This is a genomic window from Kitasatospora sp. NBC_00374, from assembly GCF_041434935.1.
Lineage (GTDB): Bacteria > Actinomycetota > Actinomycetes > Streptomycetales > Streptomycetaceae > Kitasatospora.
The window spans coordinates 2,750,731-2,774,098 of the sequence record NZ_CP107964.1 but is presented as its reverse complement, the minus strand read 5'-3'; the positions used below and the strand labels follow the sequence as shown (position 1 = coordinate 2,774,098).

The 23,368-nt window shown below is 76.4% G+C and carries 20 protein-coding genes; 7 read left to right on the top strand and 13 right to left on the bottom strand.

Annotated elements, in window-relative coordinates; translation table 11 throughout:
• Nucleotide 1: 1 nt before the first annotated feature.
• The 4 genes from OG871_RS12405 to OG871_RS12390 form a co-directional block, all read right to left on the bottom strand.
• Nucleotides 2–661, bottom strand: coding sequence for an SCO2322 family protein (locus tag OG871_RS12405; protein WP_371496801.1), 660 nt, complete (start codon nt 659–661; stop codon nt 2–4).
• A complete protein-coding gene (locus OG871_RS12400) occupies nt 658–2,004 on the bottom strand; it encodes a prenyltransferase/squalene oxidase repeat-containing protein (RefSeq protein ID WP_371496800.1) in 1,347 nt (448 codons plus the stop codon). Before OG871_RS12400 ends, OG871_RS12405 begins: the two co-directional genes overlap by 4 nt.
• Before the next feature lie 326 nt (nt 2,005–2,330).
• On the bottom strand, nt 2,331–3,245 hold the full coding sequence (locus tag OG871_RS12395) for an SDR family oxidoreductase (protein WP_371496799.1): 915 nt from the start codon (nt 3,243–3,245) through the stop codon (nt 2,331–2,333).
• 115 nt (nt 3,246–3,360) lie between these two features.
• On the bottom strand, nt 3,361–3,954 hold the full coding sequence (locus OG871_RS12390; protein WP_371496798.1) for a TetR family transcriptional regulator: 594 nt from the start codon (nt 3,952–3,954) through the stop codon (nt 3,361–3,363).
• A gap of 202 nt (nt 3,955–4,156) precedes the next feature.
• Here OG871_RS12390 and OG871_RS12385 point away from each other — a divergent pair, with 202 nt between their 5' ends.
• The 3 genes from OG871_RS12385 to OG871_RS12375 all read left to right on the top strand — a co-directional run bounded on the left by OG871_RS12385 (nt 4,157) and on the right by OG871_RS12375 (nt 7,334).
• Nucleotides 4,157–5,470, top strand: a complete 1,314-nt coding sequence (locus OG871_RS12385; protein ID WP_371496796.1) for a glycosyltransferase family 4 protein — start codon at nt 4,157–4,159, stop codon at nt 5,468–5,470.
• Between the two features lie 65 nt (nt 5,471–5,535).
• Nucleotides 5,536–6,273, top strand: coding sequence for a class I SAM-dependent methyltransferase (locus OG871_RS12380; protein WP_371496795.1), 738 nt, complete (start codon nt 5,536–5,538; stop codon nt 6,271–6,273).
• Nucleotides 6,270–7,334, top strand: a complete 1,065-nt coding sequence (locus OG871_RS12375) for a prenyltransferase (RefSeq protein ID WP_371496794.1) — start codon at nt 6,270–6,272, stop codon at nt 7,332–7,334. The genes OG871_RS12380 and OG871_RS12375 overlap by 4 nt, the downstream gene beginning before the upstream one ends.
• A gap of 70 nt (nt 7,335–7,404) precedes the next feature.
• On the opposite strand, the gene OG871_RS12370 is transcribed toward OG871_RS12375, so the two are convergent.
• The 5 genes from OG871_RS12370 to OG871_RS12350 all read right to left on the bottom strand — a co-directional run bounded on the left by OG871_RS12370 (nt 7,405) and on the right by OG871_RS12350 (nt 12,995).
• Nucleotides 7,405–8,385, bottom strand: coding sequence for a hypothetical protein (locus OG871_RS12370; RefSeq protein ID WP_371496793.1), 981 nt, complete (start codon nt 8,383–8,385; stop codon nt 7,405–7,407).
• A 159-nt stretch (nt 8,386–8,544) separates the two neighbouring features.
• Nucleotides 8,545–9,558 carry an N-acetylmuramoyl-L-alanine amidase gene (locus OG871_RS12365; protein ID WP_371496792.1) on the bottom strand — a complete coding sequence of 338 codons (1,014 nt, stop codon included), beginning with the start codon at nt 9,556–9,558 and terminating at the stop codon, nt 8,545–8,547.
• Nucleotides 9,559–9,565: 7 nt separating this feature from the next.
• Complete coding sequence (locus tag OG871_RS12360; RefSeq protein ID WP_371496791.1) at nt 9,566–10,672, bottom strand: hypothetical protein; 1,107 nt, start codon at nt 10,670–10,672, stop codon at nt 9,566–9,568.
• Between the two features lie 332 nt (nt 10,673–11,004).
• Complete coding sequence (locus OG871_RS12355; RefSeq protein ID WP_371496790.1) at nt 11,005–11,661, bottom strand: class I SAM-dependent methyltransferase; 657 nt, start codon at nt 11,659–11,661, stop codon at nt 11,005–11,007.
• A gap of 50 nt (nt 11,662–11,711) precedes the next feature.
• Nucleotides 11,712–12,995: an MFS transporter gene (locus OG871_RS12350; protein ID WP_371496789.1), complete on the bottom strand. Its 1,284-nt coding sequence runs from the start codon at nt 12,993–12,995 to the stop codon at nt 11,712–11,714.
• A gap of 59 nt (nt 12,996–13,054) precedes the next feature.
• Here OG871_RS12350 and OG871_RS12345 point away from each other — a divergent pair, with 59 nt between their 5' ends.
• Nucleotides 13,055–13,438 (top strand): MerR family transcriptional regulator, encoded by a 384-nt coding sequence (locus tag OG871_RS12345; RefSeq protein WP_371496788.1) that lies wholly within the window; start codon nt 13,055–13,057, stop codon nt 13,436–13,438.
• Between the two features lie 3 nt (nt 13,439–13,441).
• Here OG871_RS12345 and OG871_RS12340 read toward each other — a convergent pair whose 3' ends face one another.
• Nucleotides 13,442–14,755, bottom strand: coding sequence for a M48 family metallopeptidase (locus tag OG871_RS12340; RefSeq protein WP_371496787.1), 1,314 nt, complete (start codon nt 14,753–14,755; stop codon nt 13,442–13,444).
• Between the two features lie 138 nt (nt 14,756–14,893).
• On the opposite strand from OG871_RS12340, the gene OG871_RS12335 reads away from it, so the two are divergent.
• Nucleotides 14,894–15,970 carry an alcohol dehydrogenase catalytic domain-containing protein gene (locus OG871_RS12335; protein WP_371496786.1) on the top strand — a complete coding sequence of 359 codons (1,077 nt, stop codon included), beginning with the start codon at nt 14,894–14,896 and terminating at the stop codon, nt 15,968–15,970.
• Between the two features lie 73 nt (nt 15,971–16,043).
• Here the strand turns inward: OG871_RS12335 and OG871_RS12330 are convergent, their stop codons facing one another.
• The 3 genes from OG871_RS12330 to lanL form a co-directional block, all read right to left on the bottom strand.
• Nucleotides 16,044–16,196: a hypothetical protein gene (locus tag OG871_RS12330; RefSeq protein WP_371496785.1), complete on the bottom strand. Its 153-nt coding sequence runs from the start codon at nt 16,194–16,196 to the stop codon at nt 16,044–16,046.
• A gap of 219 nt (nt 16,197–16,415) precedes the next feature.
• The gene (locus OG871_RS12325) at nt 16,416–18,404 is read right to left on the bottom strand and encodes an alpha/beta fold hydrolase (protein WP_371496784.1); all 1,989 of its coding nucleotides are present in this window, start codon (nt 18,402–18,404) and stop codon (nt 16,416–16,418) included.
• A gap of 68 nt (nt 18,405–18,472) precedes the next feature.
• Nucleotides 18,473–21,244 carry a class IV lanthionine synthetase LanL gene (gene lanL, locus OG871_RS12320; protein ID WP_371496783.1) on the bottom strand — a complete coding sequence of 924 codons (2,772 nt, stop codon included), beginning with the start codon at nt 21,242–21,244 and terminating at the stop codon, nt 18,473–18,475.
• A gap of 465 nt (nt 21,245–21,709) precedes the next feature.
• Between lanL and OG871_RS12315 the strand changes: the two genes are divergently transcribed.
• Both OG871_RS12315 and OG871_RS12310 read left to right on the top strand, forming a co-directional pair.
• On the top strand, nt 21,710–22,546 hold the full coding sequence (locus OG871_RS12315; protein WP_371496782.1) for a Nif3-like dinuclear metal center hexameric protein: 837 nt from the start codon (nt 21,710–21,712) through the stop codon (nt 22,544–22,546).
• A 76-nt stretch (nt 22,547–22,622) separates the two neighbouring features.
• Nucleotides 22,623–23,366, top strand: coding sequence for a zinc ribbon domain-containing protein (locus OG871_RS12310; protein WP_371496781.1), 744 nt, complete (start codon nt 22,623–22,625; stop codon nt 23,364–23,366).
• Nucleotides 23,367–23,368: the final 2 nt, after the last annotated feature.

The following is a 23,368-nucleotide window of genomic DNA, read 5'->3' as shown; positions in this document are numbered from 1 at the left end:
GTCAGTGGCGCCGGCGGCGGGCCTGCCACACGGCGCCCGCGCCGAGCAGCAGGACCAGCGCCGCGCCGGCGATCAGGCCGACGGACGGGCCGCTGTCGCCGGCGGGCCGGGACGGTCCGGTCACCGGCTCGCCGCAGCCGGCCCGCGGGTAGCCCGCGATGGCGCAGAGCATGCCGGAGGAGTCGTAGCGCAGCGGCGGCGCGACGGCGGCCAGCACCTCGGCGGAGCTGGCGCCGGGCGGAACCGAGGCGCAGGCGGTGCGCGGGGCCGGGGGGTTCTCCCCGCTGGCGAGCGCGCCGGGCGGGGCGTCGGCGGCGGTGCCGAAGTCCAGCACCACGCCGACCCGCTTGCGGCCGGCCTGGGCGGCGGTGGCCGCGCAGATCGCACCGAAGTCGCCCGCCGCACCGGGACGGGCGGCGTCGCGGCCGCCGTCCGGGCTGTCGGCGAACCGCCAGCCGTCGACGGAGCCGTCCGGCGGCAGGTAGGTGGTGGGGCCCTGCTGCTGGTACGCCCAGGCGCCCGCGGACCACGTCCAGAACGACCAGTAGCGGTAGCCGGCGGCCTGGGCGGGGGAGGCGAGCACGCCGAGCAGGGCCGCGGTCAGCAGCGCCAGGACGGCGGCGGCGCGCACCGCCGCCGTCCCGCGCGGGGCGGGGGTCACTTGGACTCGTCGCCCTTGTCCTCGGTCGGCTGCTCGCCCGGCCGCTGCACCGGCGGGTGGTGCGGGCCCAGCGGACGGGCGCCGCGCCGGCGGCTGAGGCTGAGCAGCAGGCCGCCGCCGACGCCGATCAGCAGGCCGACGCCGATCAGCCAGCCGGTCGAGATGCCGGAGTCGCTGGGGGCGACGTCCGCGGCGGGCGCCTTGGTGGCGTTCGGCACGGAGGCCGGGGCCGGGCCGGCGTCGATCAGCAGCTGGACGAGGTTGTGCCCGCCGAAGCTGTACGGGTCGAGCTTGGCCGCGCGGGCCATCAGCAGCAGGGTCGCGGTGGCGGCGGCGTCCGTGCCGTCCTTGCCCTCGGCGGCCCAGCCGTAGCCGTTGTTCATCAGCCACTGGGCGGCCGGGGCGGCCTGCTCCGGGTGGCCGGCCTGGACCAGGCCGAGCACCGACCACGAGGTGGCGTTGTAGTCGGGGCCGGGGGTCGCGCCGGGCGTGTTCTGCACCAGGTGCTGCCCGTTCGCGGCCAGCTGCGCGGCCAGGTACGCGGAGACGGCCTCGGCCGCGTCGGCGTGCGGCACGGTGGCGGCGGTGGAGCCGTCCGGGCAGGCCGGGGGCTTCGGGGCCGGGCCGGTGCCGGAACCGGCGGCGACCGGGAGGCGGCCGCCGGCGGCGGCCAGCGCGGCCTGGGCGGAGGCGAGCGTGTTGGGGGCGAGCGAGCCGTCCGGCGCGGGCTGGTAGGCGAACGCGCCGCGCTGGTCGGCGGGGGCCGCGCAGCCGAGCTGGAAGGCGGCCAGGCCGTCGTAGCCGCTCTTGCCGGACGCGGTGGTGCCCGTCGGGTCGGTGCCCGCGGCGACCAGGGCGTTGACGGCCAGCGCGGTCGAGTCGGCGTCGCCCGGGGCACCCGGGTTGTAGGCCCAGGTCCCGTCCGCGTTCTGGTGCGCCGTCAGCCACTGCGCGCCCTTGGTGACGGCGTCCTGGTGGCCGCCGAGCTGCACCAGTGCCTGCACGGCGACGGCGGTGGCGTTGCTGTCCTCGGTCGCCGGGTCGCACGCGGCGGCGGCGTCGGCCCGGTACGAGGGCCAGCCGCCGTCCGCGCACTGCTGGCCGGTCAGCCAGCCGACCGCCGAGTCGGCCGGCACGACCTTGTCGGCGGCCAGCGCGAGCAGTGCCAGCGACTGGCGCCAGACGCCGTCGTAGGTCGGGTCGCCCTTTCCGTACAGCCCGGCGGGCACGGCCACCGGGGCGGGCGAGGCGGACGGGGTGTCGGCCAGGGCGGGCGTCGCGGTGACGCCGGCCAGCAGCAGGCCGGCCACGGCGGCGGCGACCGGGCGGGCAGCGGTCAGCATGGTGGGGTGGTGCCTTTCGAAGAGCGGTGGCGGCGGCCCGCGGCGGGCCGCCGGTGGACCTCGGCGGAGCCGGAACGGGAGCCGGGCCGGCCGCTCGCCCCGCTCCGGGCGGTCCGGCGTCCCGGCCGGGGGCACGCGGTCGCGGGCCGGGCCGGAGGTGCACCGGCTTCCCCGCACGGCGGGTCGGATGAAGTTGTCGCCCCTGACTCTAGCCGCCTGACCAGCCGCTTCCCCGACCGGTTCGGCCGTGGCGCCCGGAAGGTGAGGCGGCTCTCACCGGGCGACCGGACGGAGGGTCACCGGACGGCGGCTCAGCGGACGGCGGCTCAGCGGTACGGGCCCGGGTCGGCTGGCCTGCCCGGGTCCTGGACCTCCACCAGGTAGCGCCAGGCGTCCGGCCGGCTGCCGTCGAGGTCGGTGAACCCGTACTCCCGGGCGAGCCCGCCGCTGGACAGCGAGGTCCCGTTCCAGCGCGCCACGTCGGGGTCGGCGGCGAGCGCCGCGACGGCCCGGCCGACGTACGCCGGGCTCTCGGAGATGCCGAAGTGCGGGACGCGTCCGAGAGCGTCGCGCCAGTTCCCCTCGGTCACGCCGAAGGTCTCCAGCATGATCTCGGAGCGCAGCCAGCCGGGCGTCAGCGCCACCGCGGTGGCCCCGCGCGGCCCGAGTTCACGGCCGAGCGCGAAGGCCATCCGCAGCACCGACGACTTGGCGAGGTCGTAGAAGAAGGAGACGCGGTAGCGGCTCGCGTTGTACTCGGCGGTCCCGTCGGTCATCTCCACCACCAGCCCGCCGGGCCGGCGCAGCAGCAGCGGCAGCGCGAAGTGGTTGGTGACGGCGTGGGTCTCGACCGCCAGCCGGAGCAGTCGCAGCCCCTTGTCCAGGTCGTGCTCCCAGACCGGGACGTCCCACGCGAAGAGCCCCTCGCCGCCCCAGATGTCGTTGACCAGGAGGTCGAGCCGGCCCTGCTCGGCGTCGATCCGCCGGACCAGCGCCTCGACCTGCTCGGGGACCAGGTGGTCGGCCACCACCGGGATGCCCCGGCCGCCGGCGGCGGTGACCAGCTCCGCGGTCTCCTCGATCGTCTCCGGCCGGTCGTACTCCGAGCGCCGGCCCCGGGTGCTGCGGCCGGTGGTGTAGACGGTCGCGCCGGCCGCGCCGAGCTGGACGGCGATGCCCCGCCCCGCGCCGCGGGTCGCCCCGGCGACCAGTGCGACCCTGCCTTCGAGTGCCGGTGGCACGGGCGTTCTCCGCTCGTCGTGGCCGCCCGCGCGGCCGGTCGGTCCGGGTCCCATCCTCGGCGACCACCGCGCGGTCCGGGCGCACGGCGCGCGCGGGTCGGGCCGCCGCCGGGGCTCAGCCGGCGGTCAGCAGCCGGGCGGCCGTGTGCAGGTCGGCGCGCACCTCGCCGAGCGAGGCACGGCCGGACAGCCAGGCCAGCAGGGTGGCGTGCCAGGTGTGCCCGATCACCCGCAGCGCCGCCTGCTGCTCGGCGGTCGGCGGCCCGGGCAGCGCGGCGGCCGCCAGCACGATCGCGGAGGTCAGCCGGGACACCTCGTCCACCTCGTGGCTCACCGAGCGGTCCGCGAAGGACAGCGCCCGCACCATCGCCTCGGCCAGCCGGGGCTCGCGCTGGAGCGCGTGGAAGGCGGTGGTCAGCGCCTCGGCGACCCGCGCGGCCGGGTCCTCACCGGCCGGTGGCCGGCGGCGGACCTGCTCGTGCAGCTGCCCCAGCTGCTCCTGCATCACCGCGACCAGCAGGTGCACCTTGGACGGGAAGTAGCGGTACAGCGTGCCCAGCGCGACCTGCGCGCCCTCCGCGACCTCCCGCATCTGCACCGCCTCGTACCCGCCCCGGGCGGCCAGCGCGGTGGAGGCCCGCAGGATGCCCCGGCGGCGCTCGGCCTGGCGCGGTGACAGCCGTCCGTGGGCCGCGGTGGTGGTGGTCAAGGAAGCCCCCGGGCGCCTGGTTCCGATGTCGGGTGTCAGCGTGGCGTGAATCACCCGCCCTGGCTCAGAACGGGAAGCTACGGGCCGGTATCTTCGAGGTCTCTCGTTGTTCACCCGCCCAACAGCGAGCTCCACACCACCATGAAACGTGATCTACTTTACCGGCCGTGCCCGCCGCGGTGAGTAGGGATAAGGGGCCAGGATGACCGCGCTGCCGCGACCGCTGCGGATCGCCCTGCTGTCCTATCGCGGCGACCCGTTCTGCGGGGGCCAGGGCGTCTACGTCCGCCACCTCTCCCGCGAACTCGCCCGGCTCGGCCACCACGTGGACGTGATCGGCGCCCAGCCCTACCCGGTGCTGGACGAGGTCGAGGGCCCCGGCACGGTCCGGCTGGTGGAGCTGCCCAGCCTCGACCTGTACCGCTCCGACGACCCGTTCCGCACGCCCGCGCTGGCCGAGTACCGCAGCGCCGTCGACGTGCTGGAGGTCGCCGGGATGCGCACCGGGGGCTTCCCCGAGCCGCTCACCTTCTCGCTGCGGGCCCGCCGGTACCTGGCCCGGCACAAGGGCCGCTACGACGTGGTGCACGACAACCAGACCCTCGGCTACGGCCTGCTCGGCCTCGCCCGGCACGGCTTCCCGCTGATCACCACCGTGCACCACCCGGTCACCGTGGACCGGCAGTTGGAGCTGGACGCGGCCACCACCCGGCTGCGCCGGCTGTCGCTGCGCCGCTGGTACGGCTTCACCCGGATGCAGCGCCGGGTCGCCACCCGGCTGGACCACATCATCACCGTCTCCGCCAGCTCCAAGGCCGAGATCGCCGAGCACCTCGGGGCCGCCCCCGGCGCGATCTCGGTGGTGCCGATCGGCGCCGACACCCGGCTCTGGTCGCCCTCCGAGGACGTCGCCGTGGTGCCCGGACGCATCGTCACCACCTCCAGCGCCGACGTCCCGCTCAAGGGCCTGGTGTACCTGGTCGAGGCGCTGGCCAAGGTCCGCACCGAGCGCGACGCGCACCTGGTGGTGGTCGGCAAGCGGCGGGCCGAGGACGGCCCGGTCGCCGACGCCGTCCGGCGGTTCGGCCTGGAGCGCCACATCGAGTTCCGCAGCGGCCTGACCGACCAGGAGCTGGTCGACCTGTACCGCTCCGCCGAGGTGGCCTGCGTGCCGTCGCTGTACGAGGGATTCTCGCTGCCCGCGGCCGAGGCGATGGCCACCGCCACCCCGCTGGTCGCGACCACCGGCGGAGCCATCCCCGAGGTCGCCGGCCCGGACGGCGAGACCTGCCTGGCCGTCCCCCCGGGCGACGCCGGGGCACTGGCCGAGGCCCTCGGCCGCCTGCTGGACGACCCCGCCCTGCGGGCCCGCCTGGGCGCGGCCGGCCGGGCCCGGGTGCTGGCCGGTTTCAGCTGGGAGCGGGCGGCCGAACTGACCGTCGAGCGCTACCGCGCGGCCCTCGCCACCGGGGTCGGCCGGCGGGCCCGCGCCGGGGCCGGCTGGCGCTACGTCTGACCGTTCGTCGCCCGGACGTACCCTCAACCCTCAGCAGTACAGCACCAACGAATGGGAGCCCCGCAGTGCTGACCGTCGATTTCTCCCGATTTCCGCTCGCCCCGGGCGACCGGGTGCTCGATCTGGGCTGCGGCGGAGGCCGGCACGCGTTCGAGGCCTACCGGCGCGGCGCCAACGTCGTCGCCCTGGACCAGAACAGCGAGGAGATCGCCGAGGTCCGCAGGTGGTTCGCCGCCATGGAGCTCGCGGGCGAGGCCCCGGCCGGCGCCTCCGCGGTCGCCATGGAGGGCGACGCGCTGGCCCTCCCGTTCGAGGACGACACCTTCGACAAGGTCATCATCTCCGAGGTGATGGAGCACATCCCGGACGACAAGGGCGTGCTCGCCGAGATGGTCCGGGTGCTCAAGCCCGGCGGCCTGCTCGCCGTCACCGTGCCGCGCTGGCTGCCGGAGAAGATCTGCTGGGCGCTCTCCGACGAGTACCACGAGGTCGAGGGCGGCCACATCCGCATCTACAAGGGCGACGAGCTGGTGGAGAAGGTCCGCGAGGCCGGCCTCACCCCGTACGGCAGCCACCACGCGCACGCCCTGCACTCCCCGTACTGGTGGATCAAGTGCGCGGTCGGCGTCAACAACGACAAGGCGCTGCCGGTCAAGGCCTACCACCAGCTGCTGGTCTGGGACATCGTCGGCACCCCGGTGATCAGCACGATCACCAAGGCCGCCGAGAAGGCGCTCAACCCGGTGATCGGCAAGAGCTTCGTGGTCTACGCGTCCAAGCCGCACCGGGCGGGCGACGCGTGACCGCCGCCGTCCCGGAGGTGCTGCTGCTGGACGGCGTGCTGGACGCCGAGCAGGCCGCCGCCACCGTCCGCTCCATCCTCGCCGACCAGCTGCCCGACGGCGCCATCCCGTGGTTCCGCAGCGGCCACCTCGACCCGTGGGACCACACCGAGGCCGCGATGGCCCTCGACACGGCCGGCGAGCACGCCGCCGCCGAGGCCGCCTACCGCTGGCTCGCCGACCACCAGAACGCGGACGGCTCCTGGTACGCCGGCTACACCGAGGGCGAGGTGACCAACGCGTCGAAGGAGACCAACTTCTGCGCGTACATCGCGGTCGGCGCCTGGCACCACCACCTCAGCGCGGGCGACGACGCCTTCCTGGAGTGGCTGTGGCCCACCGTCCGCCGCGCCCTGGACTTCACCGTCGGCCTGCGGCTGCCCGACGGCCCGATCGCCTGGCGGCTCGACGAGGACGGCACCGCCCCCCAGGAGGCGCTGCTCACCGGCTCGTCCAGCATCCTGCACGCCCTGCGGTGCGGTCTGGCCATCGCCGACTACCTCGAAGAGCCCCAGCCCGACTGGGAGTTGGCCGCCGGACGGCTGCGCCACGCGATCGCCCACCACCCCGAGCGGTTCCTCGACAAGGACCGCTACTCGATGGACTGGTACTACCCCGTGCTCGGCACCGCCCTGCGCGGTCCCGCCGCCGCCGAGCGGATCGCCCGGGACTGGGACCGCTTCGTCGTGCCCGGCCTCGGCGTACGGTGCGTCAGCGACCGCCCCTGGGTCACCGGCGGCGAGAGCGCCGAACTCGCCCTCGCCCTGTGGGCCTGCGGCCAGTCCGACCGGGCGGTGGAGATCCTGCGCTGGATCCAGCACCTGCGGCACACCGACGGCTCGTACTGGACCGGCTACGTCTTCGAGGACGACGCCATCTGGCCCGAGGAGCGCACCACCTGGACGGCCGGCGCCCTCCTGCTGGCCGTCGCCGCCCTCGGCGGCGACCACGCCACCGTCGCCGTGTTCGGCGGGGAGCAGCTGCCCAGCGGCCTGGTGGTCAACGACTGCTGCACGGCCTGACCGGCGGCGCACACGCCGAAGGGGCGGTCCCGGGTGAAACCGGGACCGCCCCTTCGCCGTACTCCGCGGGTCAGCCGCGCTGAATGCCCGTGGTGTCGGAGAGCAGGCCGTGGGTGCCGTCCTGGAGCTGGGCGACCAGCGCGGTGCCGCGCTGCTCGACCGCCAGGTACCAGGTGCCCGGGACGAGCTCGCCGACCGACGGGCCGGCCGGGTTGTCGCGGGGCGCCAGCGGCCGTACGGCCGGGACGGCGAACCAGAACGGGGTGAACGGCGCCGCGGCGGCGGCCGGGGCGGGCGCGGCGGCCTGCATCTGGTCCTGCGGCTGCTGGGCGGCCGGGTAGCCGTAGCCGCCGGCCGGCGGCGCGGCCGCGTACCCGACGGGCTGGGCCGCGGGGTCGCCCTGGCCGGCCGGGGAGCCCGGGTAGCCGTACTGGCCGCTCTGGGCCGGCTGACCGGCCTGCGGGGCGTACTGGCCCGGCTGACCGGGCTGACCGGGCTGACCGGGCGCGTACGGCGCGTAGCCCTGCTGGGGGACGGCGGGCTTGTCGGCGAGCAGCGGCGCCTGCAGCGCCGGCACCAGCGGGGTGGCCACGGCGGCGCCGGCCAGGATCAGCACGGCGAGCAGTGACAGCCAGGAGCCGAAGGAGTGGTCGACCAGGTCGGCCGGGTCGATCCGGCCCGCCTTCGCGGTGGCCGCGAAGTACCCGCCGCCGTTGGCGAACAGCGACCACAGGCCGGACCAAGCGGCGAACACCGCGAGCGCGACGCCCCACTGGCGCAGCTTCAGGCCGGCGACCAGCCTGCTCTCCGCGGCCTCGCCCTGGAAGCGGGCCAGCAGGATCAGCGCGGCGCCGGCGACGCCGGCGAAGAACAGCGTGGCCAGGATGGTCAGGAAGCCGCCGTGCCAGACGTTGTAGGAGCAGTCCGATCCGCAGTCCGGCCCGCCCACGGAGGTGTTGGCCTCGTAGAAGGGGAGGAAGGAGAAGACGAAGAGCAGGACGGCCGCACCTGCGACGGCGGCGTCTCCCCTGGTGAGAGCGCGCAGATTCACTAACGTTCCCCTCGTTGGTGTGTCGTGGACGGCGGGTTGTACTCGGCCGACCGGACGAGCCGGTCTACCCGATCGGGGCAAAAGCCTAGGGCCAAGCACTTGCGACGTGCACAGCACCCTCCGGAATGCGGCGCACTCGTTGCAAAACCGGCCGGGTTCTCAGCCGGACGTGAGATACGCGGTCAGGGCGTCGGTGATGCCCTGCGCGGCCTGCTGGCGCCACTGCGGGTCGCTCATCCGGCCGGCGTCGCCCGGGTTGCGCATGTTGCCGCACTCGATGAAGACCTTCGGGATCCGCGACAGGTTGAGGCCGCCCAGGTCGGTCCGGGTGTCCAGGCCCTGCTTGCCGATGTAGTCGGCGTACGGTTCGCCGGTCGCGTCCTTGAAGTGGTCGCGCAGCAGTACCCCGAAGCGGTGCGAGGGCTCCACGATGGCCGAGGTGTCGGCCTTCCCGGCGGTGACCTTGCCCGGCATGATCACGTGGAAGCCGCTCACCGAGGCCGGCGCGCCGTCCCCGTGCACCGAGAGCGCGACGTCCGCCTTCGCCTCGTTGCCGATCGCGGCCCGCTCGTCGATGCACGGACCCCACGGCCGGTCGCCGTCCTGGGTGTACACCACCCGGGCCCCGAGGTCCTGCAGCAGCTGCCGGGCCCGCCGGGAGACGTCCAGGGTGTACTCGGCCTCGCTGTACCCGCTGTTGGTCGAGGTGCCCGTGGTGTCGCACTCCTTGCGGGCGTTGCCGATGTCCACCTGGCGGTTGATCTCCGTGGTGTGCTGCCCGTTGCCGGTGTTGTGGCCCGCGTCGAGCAGCACGGTACGGCCGGCCAGCGGCTTCCCGGCGCCGGCCGGGGGCGGGCCGGAGGCGGTGCCGGGAGTCGTCGGCGACGCGCTGCCGGCGGCGGACGCGGCGTCCGGCGACGGTGAGCCGGGCGGCACCGGCAGGCCGGTCGGCAGCCCGGCCGGGTCGGCCACGTGCCCCTCGCCCGCGGGGGCGTCCGACGGGCCGAAGACTCCGGGACCGCTGTCGGCCAGCGCCTGCCAGCCGAACCAGCCCCCCAGACAGATCGGTACCGCGGCGCACCCGAGCAGCAGGGCACGGCGGCGGCGCGGACGGTCGGCCGGCACCTCGACGGGCGGCTCCGGTGGCGGGGGCGAGCTGGTGGGGCGGGTCACGAGTGGTTCAGATCCTGTCCGCGGTGCGAGGGGTCAGGCCGTAGGCCTCGGCGATCGGCTTCCACCGGGTGGCGAAGTCGTTCTTCGACTGGGTGGCCTGCGGGTTCAGGTCGCCGGCCCGTCTGTAGTCTGCCGTGCTGGGTGCGGTGTTGTTCACGCACCCCTGGCTGCTGACGGTGCGCCCCCACGCGGCGTACGCCCGGTCGATGTCCCCGGACTGCTGCCAGGCCGTGCTCAGCGTCTTCGCGAGGTCGGCCGCGCCCGGCAGGTCGCCGAGCTCCAGCTTGGCCAGCGCGGCGATCAGCTGGTCGCGCTGCTGGGCGCCGCTGTCGAAGACCGCCACGGCGCTGTCGACGTCCGCCTTGGCCGGGCAGCTGCGGACCTTGGCCACCGAGCTGCCGATGCCCGAGCGGGCGCTCTCGGCCTGGGCCAGCAGGGCGTCCAGGCTCTTCGCCTGGGCCGCCGCGTTCGGCCCGGTGCTGCCCGCGCCGGCCGGGACCGACGGGGACGGGGAGCCGGCGGCCGGGGTGCCGCCGGCCGGCGCCGACGGGGCGCCGGACTGCGGCGGGGGCTGCTGGGCGGTGCCGGCCGGGGCGGCCCCGGCCTGGTCGGCGGAGTCGGTGTTGCGGACCGCCCAGGTCACGCCGACCCCGATCACCACGAGCAGCGCCACACCGAGGGCGACGTACATCGGGGTGCGGTTGCGCCGGGGCTCGTCCTCGTCCGGGCCCGGGTAGTCGCCCGGCGGCGGGTACGGCGGCCGGCCGGGCTGCTCGGGCTGCTGGAAGGCCGGGAACGGGGGCTGCGCCGGCGGACCGGCGCCCGGGAAGCCGCCGGCGTGCGGCGGGAAGGGCTGCGCGGCCTGGTCGGGGAAGCCCGGGGGCGGGCCCGTGGGTGGTCCGGTCGGCGGCGCCGGCGAGCGGAACAGCGGCGGCCCGTCGTGTCCGGCGGGCACCGGTGGCAGCACCGTGGTCGCCTGGTCGCTGTCGAACGGCACCCCGGGCCGGTCGGCCCGGTCCGGGAACGCGGCGGGCGGGAAGGCCGCGGGCGGGAAGCCCTGGGCGGCCTGCCGGGGCGGCTGGGGCTGCGCCGGGTACTGCGGGGGGTGGGGCACGGCCGGCTGCGCCGCCGGTGGCACAGCGGCCGGCCCCGCCTTGCGACGTACCCAGCCGCCCGCGCCTCCGCGTGCGGTCGGATCCCAGACCGCCGGCGGAGTGTTCTCCTGATCCGTCATGTCCCTGCCCTCGCCCCCGCCGACTGTCACCCTGTCCGTACGACCCGGTGCCTGCGGCGGGCCCGGCTCGTCCAGCCCCCCGGCTGCCGCCGACACGGTACCCGCCCGACGCTGTGCCGAGCCACGGCGGTACCCCGAGGGGGCAGGCCGTGTGGCTCGACGTTAGAGCATCACTGATCGTCCGCGCAGGAACCCGGCCCACTCCGCCGCACTCAGCGCCCGGTTCGGCGCAGTACCCGCAGCGAGCCGGTCACCGAGATCTCCTCGAAGCCCTCGGCGAGGGCGCGCAGGTAGACCCGATAGGGGGCCTGGCCGCCGTCGGCGGGGTCGGGGAAGACGTCGTGGACGACCAGCAGGCCCTCGGGTGCCAGGTGCGGCGTCCAGCCCAGGTAGTCGCCGGTGGCGTGCTCGTCGGTGTGCCCGCCGTCGATGAAGACCAGCGCGAGCGGGCCGCCCCAGACGGCGGCGAGCTGCGGCGAGCGGCCGACCAGCGCGATCACGTGCTCCTCCAGGCCGGCCCGGTGCAGGGTCCGGCGGAAGACCGGCAGGGTGTCCATCAGGCCGACCTCGGGGTCGACCAGCGTCGGGTCGTGGTACTCCCAGCCGGGCTGCTGCTCCTCCGAGCCCCGGTGGTGGTCGACCGTCAGGGCCACCGTCCCGGCCCGCCGGGCGGCGTCGGCCAGCAGGATCGCCGAGCGCCCGCAGTAGGTGCCGATCTCCAGCAGCGGCAGCCCGGTGCGCTCGGCGGCGGCCACCGCCGCCGCGTACAGAGCGAGCCCCTCGTCCACCGGCATGAACCCGGTCGCCGCCTCGAAGGCCGCCAGCACCTCGGGTGCCGGCTGGGCGTGGGCCGCCAGGAGGTCGGTCATGGTGGTGCTCCCTGCTCGCGATGCTGGTCCCGGGGGTCGGTGGCTGGACCCTACTCGATGGTAGGCAGCGGCCCGGCTCCCGGGTGGCGCGCTCGACCGCCCCCGGCGGACGGCGCCCGGCGGACGAGGACGAGGGCGGCGACGGCCGCCACCGCGACCATCGCCAGCCCGGTGCCCACCAGGACCTGCCGCGGCGACAGCGGCCCGGCCAGCACCCCGCCCAGCGCGGCCCCGGTCGGCGCCGCGGTCAGCAGCACCGTGCCGCGCAGCGCCAGCACCGTGGTCAGCCAGGCCTGCGGGGTGCGCTCCTGGAACAGATGGGAGACCAGCGCGCTGTACGGGCCGTACACCACCCCGCCCGCGGCGAAGCCGGCCAGCGACACGGCGGCCGGCCCGTGCGGCCCGAACGACAGCATGGCGACGCCGTGGCCAGCGACGATCCCCAGCAGGACCGGCCGCAGCGGCAGCCGCCGCAGTGCCCCGACGGTGACCGCGCCGGCCACCGCGCCGAGCCCGAACACCGCCCAGTACGCGCCGAGCAGGCCCGCCCCGGCCCGCAGCTCCTCGCCGACGAACAGTGGCAGGGCGACCTCCACCGGCCCGTAACAGAGGTTGAACAGCCAGGTCACCGCGGTCAGCCCGAGCAGCTCCGGGCGGGCCCGCAGCACCCGCAGCCCGTCCCGAAGCCGGGTGCCGGTCGGCGCCGGCGCGTCGTCCGGCACCTCGGTGCGCCCGGCTCGCAGGGCCAGCAGCCCGAAGGAGGCCGCGTCCAGCCCGATGATCCCGGCCGGCCCGAGCGGCCCGGCCAGCAGCCCGGCGAGCGCGGGCCCGACCACCGTGGACACCCAGACGCCCGTGCTGAGCAGGGCGTTGGCGGCCAGCCGGTGCTCCGCCGGCAGCAGCCGGGCCACCAGCGCGTACCGCGCGCCGCCACCCCAGGCGTGCAGCAGCGAGGACCCGGCCAGCAGGGCGACGAACACCGCCGGGTGCAGCAGCCCCAGCGCCTGGCCGACCGGGACGCACCCCAGCAGTACCGCGCGCAGCAGCGCGTCCGCCCGCATCAGCCGCTGCGGGGGCATCGGCTGCAACCGGCGGCCCAGCAGGACCCCGCCGAGCGCCCCCGGCAGGACGTACGCGACCAGGGCCGCCGCGATCAACGGGCCGGCCGCGCCCGGCGGGGCCAGCTCGACGGCCAGCCAGGCCACCGCCACCGTGCTCATGCCGTCCCCGAGGTCGGAGGCGGCCAGCGCGGGCAGCAGGCGCCGGAACCGGCGGTCGGCGAGGGCGGGGCGGTATCCCCGCGGCACCAGCCGGGGGAGCAGGGCTGAGATCATGGGGCCAGGCAAGCGGTTCAAGCGCGCGTGAAGTCAACCCGCGACGAGCGAGGAGTGCCGTGCGACAGCTGGGCATCGGCGAGTTGGCCCGACAGGCCGGGGTGCGGCCCTCGGCCCTGCGCTACTACGAGAGCCTGGGCCTGCTCCCCGGCGCCCGCCGCGAGGGCGGCCGCCGGGTCTGGCCGGCCACCGCGCTGCGCCGGGTGGCGCTGATCAGGATGGCGCAGCGGGCCGGCTTCACCCTGGCCGAGATCGGCGGCCTGCTGGAGGGCGACCCCGGGCGCGGGGCCACCCGGCAGTGGCGGGAACTGGCCGAACGCAAGCTCCCGGAGCTGGACCTGTTCATCCGTCGGACCCAGGAGCTGCGGGACGCGGTCGCCGCCTGCCTGGCCTGCGGCTGCATGAACTTCCAGGACTGCGAGCTGCTCGGCGCGGGTGGCTGAGCGTCAGCTCCGCAGCAGTTCGCGGGCCAGCTTCTCCCCGTGTGGTGCCAGCTCGGCCTCGATCGCCGCGGCCTCCTCGTCCGCGAGCGCGACCAGCGGCTCGGTGACCGGCGGGCGCTGCCCGACCAGGCGGATCCGCAGATGGGTCGGGGGGTGCTCGTGGTCGACCGAGCCGAGCGCCCGGGCGGACAGCCTCAGCCGGCGCTCGCGCTCCACGGGGGGAACGGCGGCGACGCTCTCCGCCAGCTCGGTCCAGAGCTCGGCGGCGGCGGCCCGGTGGTCCGTCCCGCGGGCACGGACGGGCCGGTTGCGCCGGCGCAGCAGGACCGACTCGACGGTGCTGCCGAGCAGCAGCGTCTCCAGCATCGACCGCGCGGTCGCGGTGCCGGCGACCTTCGCGGACAGCGCGTCCGCGCGGTACTCGGCGGCCTGCCCGGACCTGGCGGTGAGCCGGTCCAAGGCCACCAGCAGGACCGCCACCGCGCCGTTGAGCACCCGCATCACCAGCCGCTGGACCATACCGGCGAGGACCAGCACGAAGTGGTCCTCGGCGGAGGTCAACCGCTCGGGCAGGGTCAGCCGGTACCACTCGTGCAGGGCCCTGAGCGCGGAGCCCAGCCAGCGCCCGCGCCGGTGGTCGCCGTTGACGTCGTGGCCGAACTCGTGGGCCAGCACCGCGACCCGCTGCCCCGGGGTGAGGACCGCCCACAGCGGCAGCCCGATCATCAGGACGCCCCGGTTGCGGACCCCGATCCGGGCGAAGGCGGCGTTGAACTCGTCGGTCAGCAGGATCACGTCCACCGGCGCGGCGCCCACCGCGGTGGCGACCCGGTCGGCCAGCGCGTACAGCGCGGGGGCGTCGGCGCGTTCCACCGGCGCGGCGTCCTCGGTCAGCCGGCCGAGGCGGGGCCGCAGCACGACCGCCACCACCAGCCCGACGGCACCCAGGACGCGCAACGGCCACGGCCCGGAGACCACCAGCGCGACCGAGCCGGCCAGCAGGAGGAGGGTCGTCAGGTGCACCAGGCCGGCCAGTGCGGCCGCGAGCCGGACGGCCGGGTCCCGGTGCGCCGGGGTGTCGCTCGCGACCTGCTCGTACACCAGCTCGGCGCGGGTCCGAACGGCCTGCTCGCGCTTGGCCGTCCGGCGCCCGGCCCGGTCCTCCCGCCGTTGCTCGCGCGGCGTGAGCAGGCTCGGGGCGGCCGGTCTGGCCAGCAGGTTCCACTCGCAGGCCGGGCACCAGGCGGGGAACGTCGGATCGGTATCCAGTGGCGCCGTGCAGTCCGGGCAGCTGTCGGGGCGGGTGAGCGTGGGCATGGCCGGTGATCATGCCAGGTCGCGGACCGGAGGTGAACCGCGTTCCGGGGCCGGGGCCGCCCTGTTCCTGGAACGTGTTCCAGAACGTACCCTCGTACCGCCAGAGCCCAGCCCGTAGGCGAACCCCGGGGAGCATCCATGCGCGCAGCGATCCTGCACGAGACCGGCCAGGACAAGCTGGAGGTCCGCGAGGACGTCGAGACGGTCGGCTTCGGGCCGGGCCGGGTACGGGTCCGGCTGCGGGCCACCAGCCTGTGCCACTCGGACCTGTCGGCGATGGCCGGGATCATGCCGCAGCCCGCCCCGTTCGTGCCCGGCCACGAGGGCGCCGGCGAGGTGGTCGAGGTCGGCGAGGGCGTCACGGGCGTCGCGGTGGGCGACCGGGTGGTGCTCTGCTGGATGCCGCCGTGCGGCGAGTGCGCGCACTGCGGCCGCGGCCAGGGCCACCTGTGCGTGGCGAGCCTGCGGCGGCTGTCCGTACCGAACTTCCGCTTCGGCGGCACCGACGCCTTCGGCTTCTACAGCACCGGCACCTTCGCCGAGGAGGTGGTGGTCACCGCCGACAGCGTGCTCAAGGTGCCCGCCGACCTGCCGTACGACCTGGCCGCGCTGATCGGCTGCGGGGTGACCACCGGGCTCGGGGCCGCGGTCAACACCGCCCGGGTCGAGCCCGGGTCCTCGGTCGCGGTGATCGGCGCCGGCGGGGTCGGCATCGCGGCCGTCCAGGGCGCCCGGGTCTGCGGTGCGGCCCGGATCACCGTGGTCGACCCGGTGGAGTCGCGCCGCGAGCGGGCACTGGGCTTCGGGGCCACCGACGCCGTCGCGCCCGAGGAGCTGAAGGCCGCCGCGAAGGGCCAGGAGGGCGGCGGCTACGACTACGTCTTCGAGGCGGTCGGCCGCTCCGCCACCGTCCGGGCCGCGTACGACGCCGCCCGGCGCGGCGGGGCGGTGGTGGTGATCGGCGCCGGCGCCAGGGCTGACCAGGTGTCCTTCAGCATGGCCGAGCTGTTCTTCAACGAGAAGCGGATCCTGTCCTCGATGTACGGCGGCGGTGAGGTCCGGCGGACCGCAGCGCGGGCGATCGACCTGTGGCGGGCCGGGCGGCTGGACCTGGCGGGCATGATCACGCACCGGCTGCCGCTGGAGGGCGTCAACGAGGCGATCGCGCAGATGCGCAGCGGCGAGGCGCTGCGTACGGTGCTGACCCTGGACTGAAGGCTTGTCCGCGGCCCCGCCCCCGGCGGCGGTGGGGCGGACGGTACCGCCCCACCCCACCGGGTGAACCGTTTCAGCGGCGGTGGCGGCCGTGCGGGTCGCTCTCCGGGCTGTCGTCGGGCGCGGTCGAGCCGCGGTGCCGGCCGTGCGCGCTGCCCTCGGCAGCCTCCTCGGCGCGGGAGGCGCCGTGGCCGTGCTCGGTGGTGGTGTTGAGGGTGTCGGACATGAGCTCGTCTTCTCCGTGCGGGATTACGGGTGCTGCTGGCGCAGCGTCGGTTGGGGGCGGTCGTGGCACGCCCCGGACCGGGGCGCCACAACGGCCGAGTCGGACGGCAGTTTACCGAGGTCCTCAGCCGGCCGACCGACTCCCCGTCAGCGAGCCCCCGCCCGGCCGGCGGTCCGGTACGGCCACGCCCTCGCGGAACGGCTCGCCCGATCCGCCCGGCTACCCGGGCCGGCCGGTGCGCAGAAAGCCGGCCAGCAGCTCGTGCAGCAGCGTCGCGCCCTCCTCGACCAGCATCTCGTGCCCGGCGCCGACGGCCTCGACGTAGCCGAAGTCGGTGCCCTCCACCCGGCCGAGCCGCAGCAGTTCGTGGCGCAGCGTGCGGGACTGGCTCACCGGCACCACCTCGTCCCGGTCGCCGTGCAGGATCAGCAGCGGTGCGGTCAGCCGGTGGGCCAGCCGGAGCACGTCGCGCGGGCCGCGGGCGTCCTCCAGCGGCCGGTCGCCACCGAGCCGGCCGGCCAGGGCCCGGACGGGCGCGGCGCCCTCCGCGAGCAGCCGGGCACCGGAGAGGAACGGGGCGGCCACCGCGCAGCGCGCCACCTGCCCGGGCGCCGCGTGCGCCGTCGCGAGCAGCGCGAGGAACGCGCCGTAGCTGACCCCGAACAGGGCCGGGGGTTCGAGTCCGAGGGCCGATCTCTGGCCCGCCACCCCCTCCAGCAGGTGCAGTACGTCCTCCAGGTCCGGGCCGCCCCAGGCCCCCCTGATGGCCATGGCGTGCTCGGTGCCGTACCCGGTGGACCCGCGCTGGTTGGGCGCGAGGACGGCGAGTCCGTCCCCGGCCATCCGCTGCAGGGCAGGGTCGAACTCCAGCCGCCAGGCGTCCGCCGGGCCGCCGTGCAGGGCGATCACCAGGTGCGGGGTGCTCAGCCAGGTGTCGCCGCCGTAGACCACGGCCTCGACCGGACCGGACGGACCGGCCAGCTCCAGGCTCTGGGCCGGGTTCCAGCACCCGCCGTCGCTCGGCGCCGCGCTCGCGTCGAGCCGCCAGCCGGCGGGCGTACCGCGGGCGTGCCGGACGGGGCCGGCGCCGGCGGGCCCGGTGGCCGGCCCGGTATGGCCGGTGCCCGCCAGCGGCGCCAGCTGCAGGGGCAGCGGGACGGTGCTGGGCACGGTGTCGGGGCCCTGCCCGAGCAGGGTGTCCACCTCCAGGGTGGCCAGTGCCGCCGGGTGGTCGGGCGCCGAGTACGGCATCCGCAGGCCGGCCGCCGACCAGTCGCCGACCGCGCCGAGCCGGCCGGCCGGTACCGGCAGTGGCTCCAGGCCGCCGCCGGGCTGCCACAGGGCCAGCGCGGAGCCCGCGCCTCGGTCGATCTGCAGCGCGACCCGCAGGCTGCCCGGCTCCTCGGCGGTCCGGGGTGCCAGGGCGATCGGCTGCAGGAACATCCCGGCGACGTGCAGGCAGTCGGGGAAGCGCAGCGGCTCACTGCCGCCGATCACGCCCCAGCCGAGCCGGTCGGCGCCCGGGGCGTCGCTGCGCACCATGCCGAAGCGGGTGTCCGGATCGAACAGCACCAGGCGGTCGTTGCTGCCCTCGGTGATCTCCAACAGCGGTGTGGTGATGCCGAGTTCGAGGTCGAGCACGACCGACTTGACGGTGCCTTCGGCGACCCGGTCCAGGGCGAGCAGACGGCCGCTGCGGTCGAGCCAGACCCCGCCGCCGTGCAGTCCGGGCAGCTCGGCGATCTGGGCCGGCTCTGAGCCGTCCGCCCGGATCAGCCAGACCGTGGTGACCGGCCGGGCGTCGGTGCCCAGGGCGACCGCCACCGGGAATCCGGGCCCGGCTCCCGGGACCGGGAGCAGCCGCAGACCCGGCAGGCGCAGCGCGGCCACCTCCCGCTCGTCGGCCGCGGCCCGGCCGGCGACCGCCGAGAGCAGTACCAGGCTGTGCCGGTCGCCGTCGTGCCGGCAGACCAGCACCCGGCCGTCCGGCAGCGAGACCAGCTGGGAGCGCAGGTTCTCCGAGCGGTGGCCCGGCAGCGGGAGAGCGGTCGGTTCGGCGGGGCCGTGGGCCGGCAGCCGCCAGGTCTCCGGGTACCAGCTGCCGTCGGCGCCGGCCGCCAGACAGGCGGCGTGCGAGCCGTCGGCCGCGAAGGTGAAGCTGAGGCGGCGCAGGGCCTGGGCGGCGGTGCGGGTCGTGGTGCTGCTCATCGGCGGCTCACCTACTTCCGTGGCGGGTCCCTCGGGGGTCGGGGCGGGGTGGGCGGGGATACGGACGGTCAGACCGGGCCGACGGTCACCGGTTCCGGATCCACCCAGCTGCGCGGGCCGCCGTACCGCAGCCGCAGCAGGAAGGCGAGTGCCCCCGGGCTCCCGGCGTCGTGCGCGGCGGCGCAGCCCGTCCCGGTCTCGTCCGGCAGGACGAGCAGGCCGTCGCGCAGGGCCGCGCGGGCGGCGATCAGCGTGGCCAGTTCCTCGGCGCCGGCCCGGAAGCGGGTGTCGCCGGTGGCCCGGGCCAGGTCGAGCAGGTACTCGCCGTCGCCGGCCAGGCCGTGGCAGGCGGACACCCCGCCGTGCCGGCGGGCGTCCAGGACCGTCTGCCCGGCGGCCAGCGCCAGCCGGTGGGCGGCCGGGTCGCCGGTGGCCTGCCAGTACCGGACCAGGAAGCTGCCGGCCCCGGACGAACCGGAGCACCGGTGCGCCGGCCGGACGTGCTCCGGTTCGCCCTCGCTCCGCGGCCACCAGGCGCCCTCGCCCTCGGCGCGGACCGTCGCGGCGAGCGTGTCCGCCGCCTGCCGCGCGCCGTCCAGCAGCGTCGCGTCCCCGGTGGCGCCGGCGGCGGCGAGCAGGAAGGCCCCCACCCCGGCCACCCCGTGGGCGTACCCGAGGCGGACGGCGCCGGCCGGGCCGGAACCGTCCGCCTCGGGCCCGGGCCAGACCGTCCCGTACGGCTCGGGCCGGGCGGCGGACAGCAGCGCGCGGGCGCACGCGGCGGCGCGCTCCAGGAATCCGGACTCGCTGGTGGAGCGGTACAGCCGCAGCTGGAGGAGACCGGCGCCGGCCGCGCCGTGGCAGACGTCCGGGTCGGGCCCCGCCACCGGGACGCGGCGGGCCAGCTCGGCGGCGCGCCGTGCGAGCGCCCGGTCGCCGAGCGCCTCGGCGGCGTCCAGCAGGGCCCAGGTGGCACCGGAGCGGCCGAACGGCAGACCGGGCAGCACCACCGGCTCGGCGCCGCTGCGCCGCTCGATCCACGCGGCGGCCGTCCGGGCGGCCGCCCGGGCCGTCTCGCGGGCGCCCTCGGGCAGCGGCGCCGAGCCGGCCCGGGCAAGCAGGCCGAGCACGCCGGCTGCGCCGTGCCGCAGGTCGCAGGGGTCGGTGAGCCGTCCGGCGGGGACGCCCGGCCAGAGCCGGTCGCGCCGCCGCGGGGTGGCCGTCCTGGCGAGGTGGCGCAGGCCGTCGTCGATCAGCCGGTCCAGGCCGGCGCCGGGCACCGCCGTGCGGCCGCCCGGGGCCGGCCCGGGGCCGGCGGCCAGCGCGGCGCGGACCAGGCCGAGCGGCATGCGGTGCTCCGGGGCGTCGGCGCGCAGAGCGAGGACGACGGGGGCCAGCCGGCGGGCCGTCTCCCCGCCGCGGGCGGCCAGCGCCAGCCAGCGGCCGAGCCGCTCCCCGACCGGACGGGCCTGCGGCAGGTCCTCCGGCAGCAGCGGGTCGTGGCCGGTGGCGAGGAGGAAGAACAGCCCGCCGAGCGCGTACAGGTCGGCGGTGTGCTCGCTGCGCACGATCCGGCGCAGGAGGTGGTGCTCGGGGGCGCGGTAGCCGGGGGCGCCGGCCGAACCGGCCGCCGCGCCGGCCTCGGCGGCCAGCTCCAGGTCGACCAGGCGCAGCCCGCCGTCGGGCCGGACCATCACGTTGCCGGGGGAGAGGTCGCGCAGGACCAGCCGGTGGGTGTGCACCCGCTCCAGCAGGTCGACGAGGGCGAGGGCCATCGGGCCGGCGTCGGCCCAGGGGACGTCCGGTGCGCCGTCGCGGCGCAGCCGGGCGGCGACCCAGCTGTCCAGCTGCCGGCCGGGGACGCGCTCCCGCACCAGGAAGAGCGAGTCGTCCTGCTCGACGAGCTCCAGCGGACGCGGGGTCAGCTCCTGGCCGTCGAGCCGCCGCAGCAGCCGGGCCTCGTGCCGCAGCGCGGCGCGGGCGTCGGTGCCCGAGCGGTCGCCCCCGACGGACGTGCGGGCCTGCTTGACCACGACGTCGGTGTCGGTGACGGTGTCCCGGCCGAGGAACACGCCGCCCTTGGCGTCGTGCCGGACGGCGGCCGTCAGCGCGTACCGGCCGCCCAGCAGGACGCCGCCGGTCCGCCGGACGCCGGCGGGCCGGGTCGACCCCCTCCCCTCGACGGGGTCGACCGCCCACGGCGGGCACCGGAAGTCCGCCGTGCGGACGTCCTCGGGGGTCGCTCCGCCGGGTCCGCCCAGGGTCGGGCGGGACGCGCCGGCGTCGCCCGGTTCGTCGGTGCCCGGTCGGGTGCGGGCGGCGAGGGCGCCGTACCGGTGGTGCACCCGGCTGCCCGGGGCGTACGGCCGGTCGGAGAGCAGCACCGGGCCGGGCAGTCCGAGGGTGGCGCGGTGCAGTTCTTCGGCCAGCCGTCGGAATTGCGCGTCGTCCGCGGGATGGACCGTGATGAATGTGCCGGCCGGCCCGCGGTCGCCGCGCCGGGAATTCACCGCGCGGAGCTTCTCCCGGTCGGCGGCGAATGTGAATGCGCAGGGATCCTCGGCGAGCACGGCGGAGACTGCCGCGAGAACCTGCACGGCCGCGTCGGTGGCCGCGCTGATGTGCAGTTTCCGGCCCTGGCCGGGGATCTCGCGGCCGGGCGGCCGGACCGTGCACCAGCGACCGTCGACGGCGGTCAGCCAACCGCCCTCGCCTCCCCGGTCCCCGGCGCCGGCCACAGCCGCCCGTGCCACCTCCACCAACGTGCCGTCCACGCCTGCCGGCCCGTCGTCGACCGATCCCGTCCCCCCGGCCGTGCGCAGTGGTGTGCCCGTCCCCATCTGCTTCACACCCCTTCGTCGGTACCGCCCCGGGCCCGCGAGCGGCGGCCCCGGGCCGGCCGGCCCTCGCCGATCGGTCCTGTGGAGTACGAGAGCGTCCCGGCCGCTCCGCCGGCCCACCCCGTCCGCGTCGCCGGTGATTTCCGGCTGCTGCGGACGGGGCCGGGCAATTCGACGGGGCGTCCCTTTTTCCTGACCCCCCAGGTCGGGACAACTCTCGTTTGCACCACTGAAGTTACTTATCGGGACCGACGTGACTCAATGGCGATCGGGTCACTTCACTCGTAAGGGTGATCCAGGTTCGTTTTCGAATGCGTGCGACCCCCGGTCTGTGGGCCGGGAACAGCGGTCGGAACGGTTTCCGGCCGGTCGGCCGGCCCACGGTGCGCCCCCGCGCGCTGGTTGACGAGCAGCTGTGCGGGTTGCCGGGCCGGGCCGGGCCGCGCTTCGCGGTAGTCTCGACAGGTGCCGAAACTGTCCGACGTCATCACCGTGCTCGAAGAGGTCTACCCGCCGAGCTGGGCGGAGTCCTGGGACGCCGTCGGCCTGGTCTGCGGCGATCCCGGGGCCGAGGTCGAGCGCGTGCTGTTCGCCGTCGACCCCGTGCAGGCCGTGGTGGACGAGGCGGTCGAGTGGGGCGCCGGCCTGGTCGTCACCCACCATCCCCTCTATCTGCGCGGCACCACCAGCGTCGCCGCGACCACCTTCAAGGGCCGGGTGGTGCACACCCTGATCCGGGCCGGGATCGCCCTGCACGTCGCGCACACCAACGCCGACCACGCCGACCCCGGGGTCTCCGACGCGCTCGCCGACGCCGTCGGCCTGCGGGTCACCGGTCCGCTCGTCCCGGACCCGACCGACCCCAAGGGCCGCCGCGGCAGCGGCCGGATCGGCGTGCTGGAGCCCCCGCTCCCGCTGTCGGCCTTCGCCGCCCAGGTCGCCGCCGGTCTCCCGGCCACCGCCGCCGGCGTCCGCGTCGCGGGCGACCCGGACCGGCTGATCGAGCGGGTCGCGGTCTGCGGCGGCTCCGGGGACAGCTTCCTCGCCCAGGCCCGGGCGGTCGGGGTGGACGCCTACGTCACCGCCGACCTGCGCCACCACCCGGCCTCGGAGGCCACCGAGGCGGCGCCGGTCGCGCTGGTCGACGCCGCGCACTGGGCCACCGAGTGGCCCTGGCTCAACCTCGCGGCCGGGGAACTGCTCACCGCTGCCAACCGGTACGGCTGGGCACTGGAGGCCAAGGTCTCCGCCCTGGTCACCGACCCGTGGACGGCGCACGCGCCGATGCCGTCCGCCCCCTGACACCCACGACGCGGTCCGACCGCCGTCACCATCCGACCGCGTCACCAGCTGACCGATTGACACAGGAGCACTCCGCTTGAACGCCGCGCCCGCCGACCAGATCCGCCTGCTCGACCTGCAGGCCATCGACTCCCGCCTGGACCAGCTGGCCCACCGGCGCCGCACCCTGCCCGAGCACGCCGAGATCGACAAGGCCGGCGCGGACCACACCGCGCTCAAGGACCTGGTCGTCGCCGCCCAGGCCCAGCTCGGCGACACCACCCGCGAGCAGGTCAAGGCCGAGCAGGACGTGGAGCAGGTCCGCGCCCGGGCCGCCCGCAACCAGCAGCGGATGGACTCCGGCGCCGTCACCTCGCCCCGCGACCTGGAGAACCTCCAGCACGAGACCGCCTCCCTCGCCAAGCGCCAGGGCGACCTGGAGGACGTCGTCCTCGAGGTCATGGAGCGGATGGAGTCCGCCGAGACCCGGGTCACCGAGCTGACCGCCCGTCTGGAGCACGCCTCGGTCGTCCTCAAGGAGGCGGAGACCCGCCGGGACGCCGCGTTCGCCGAGATCGACGCCGACGCGGCGAAGGTCCAGCGCGACCGCGAGGTGGTCGCCGGAGCCGTCCCCGCCGACCTGCTCAAGCTCTACACCCGGCTGCGTGAGCAGCAGGGCGGCGTCGGTGCGGCCCGCCTCTACCAGCGCCGCTGCGAGGGCTGCCGGGTGGAGTTCGCCGTCTCCGACCTCAACGCGATCAAGGCCGAGCCGGCCGACGCCGTGCTGCGCTGCGACAACTGCGGCCGGATCCTGGTCCGCACCGCCGAGTCGGGCGCCTGACC

Coding starts and splice junctions, on each gene's coding strand:
- OG871_RS12400 (WP_371496800.1), bottom strand. CDS start 2,004: ATGCTGACCGCTGCCCGCCCGGTCGCCGCCGCCGTGGCCGGCCTGCTG.
- OG871_RS12385 (WP_371496796.1), top strand. CDS start 4,157: ATGACCGCGCTGCCGCGACCGCTGCGGATCGCCCTGCTGTCCTATCGC.
- OG871_RS12355 (WP_371496790.1), bottom strand. CDS start 11,661: ATGACCGACCTCCTGGCGGCCCACGCCCAGCCGGCACCCGAGGTGCTG.
- OG871_RS12350 (WP_371496789.1), bottom strand. CDS start 12,995: ATGATCTCAGCCCTGCTCCCCCGGCTGGTGCCGCGGGGATACCGCCCC.
- OG871_RS12340 (WP_371496787.1), bottom strand. CDS start 14,755: ATGCCCACGCTCACCCGCCCCGACAGCTGCCCGGACTGCACGGCGCCA.
- OG871_RS12335 (WP_371496786.1), top strand. CDS start 14,894: ATGCGCGCAGCGATCCTGCACGAGACCGGCCAGGACAAGCTGGAGGTC.
- OG871_RS12330 (WP_371496785.1), bottom strand. CDS start 16,196: ATGTCCGACACCCTCAACACCACCACCGAGCACGGCCACGGCGCCTCC.
- OG871_RS12325 (WP_371496784.1), bottom strand. CDS start 18,404: ATGAGCAGCACCACGACCCGCACCGCCGCCCAGGCCCTGCGCCGCCTC.
- lanL (WP_371496783.1), bottom strand. CDS start 21,244: ATGGGGACGGGCACACCACTGCGCACGGCCGGGGGGACGGGATCGGTC.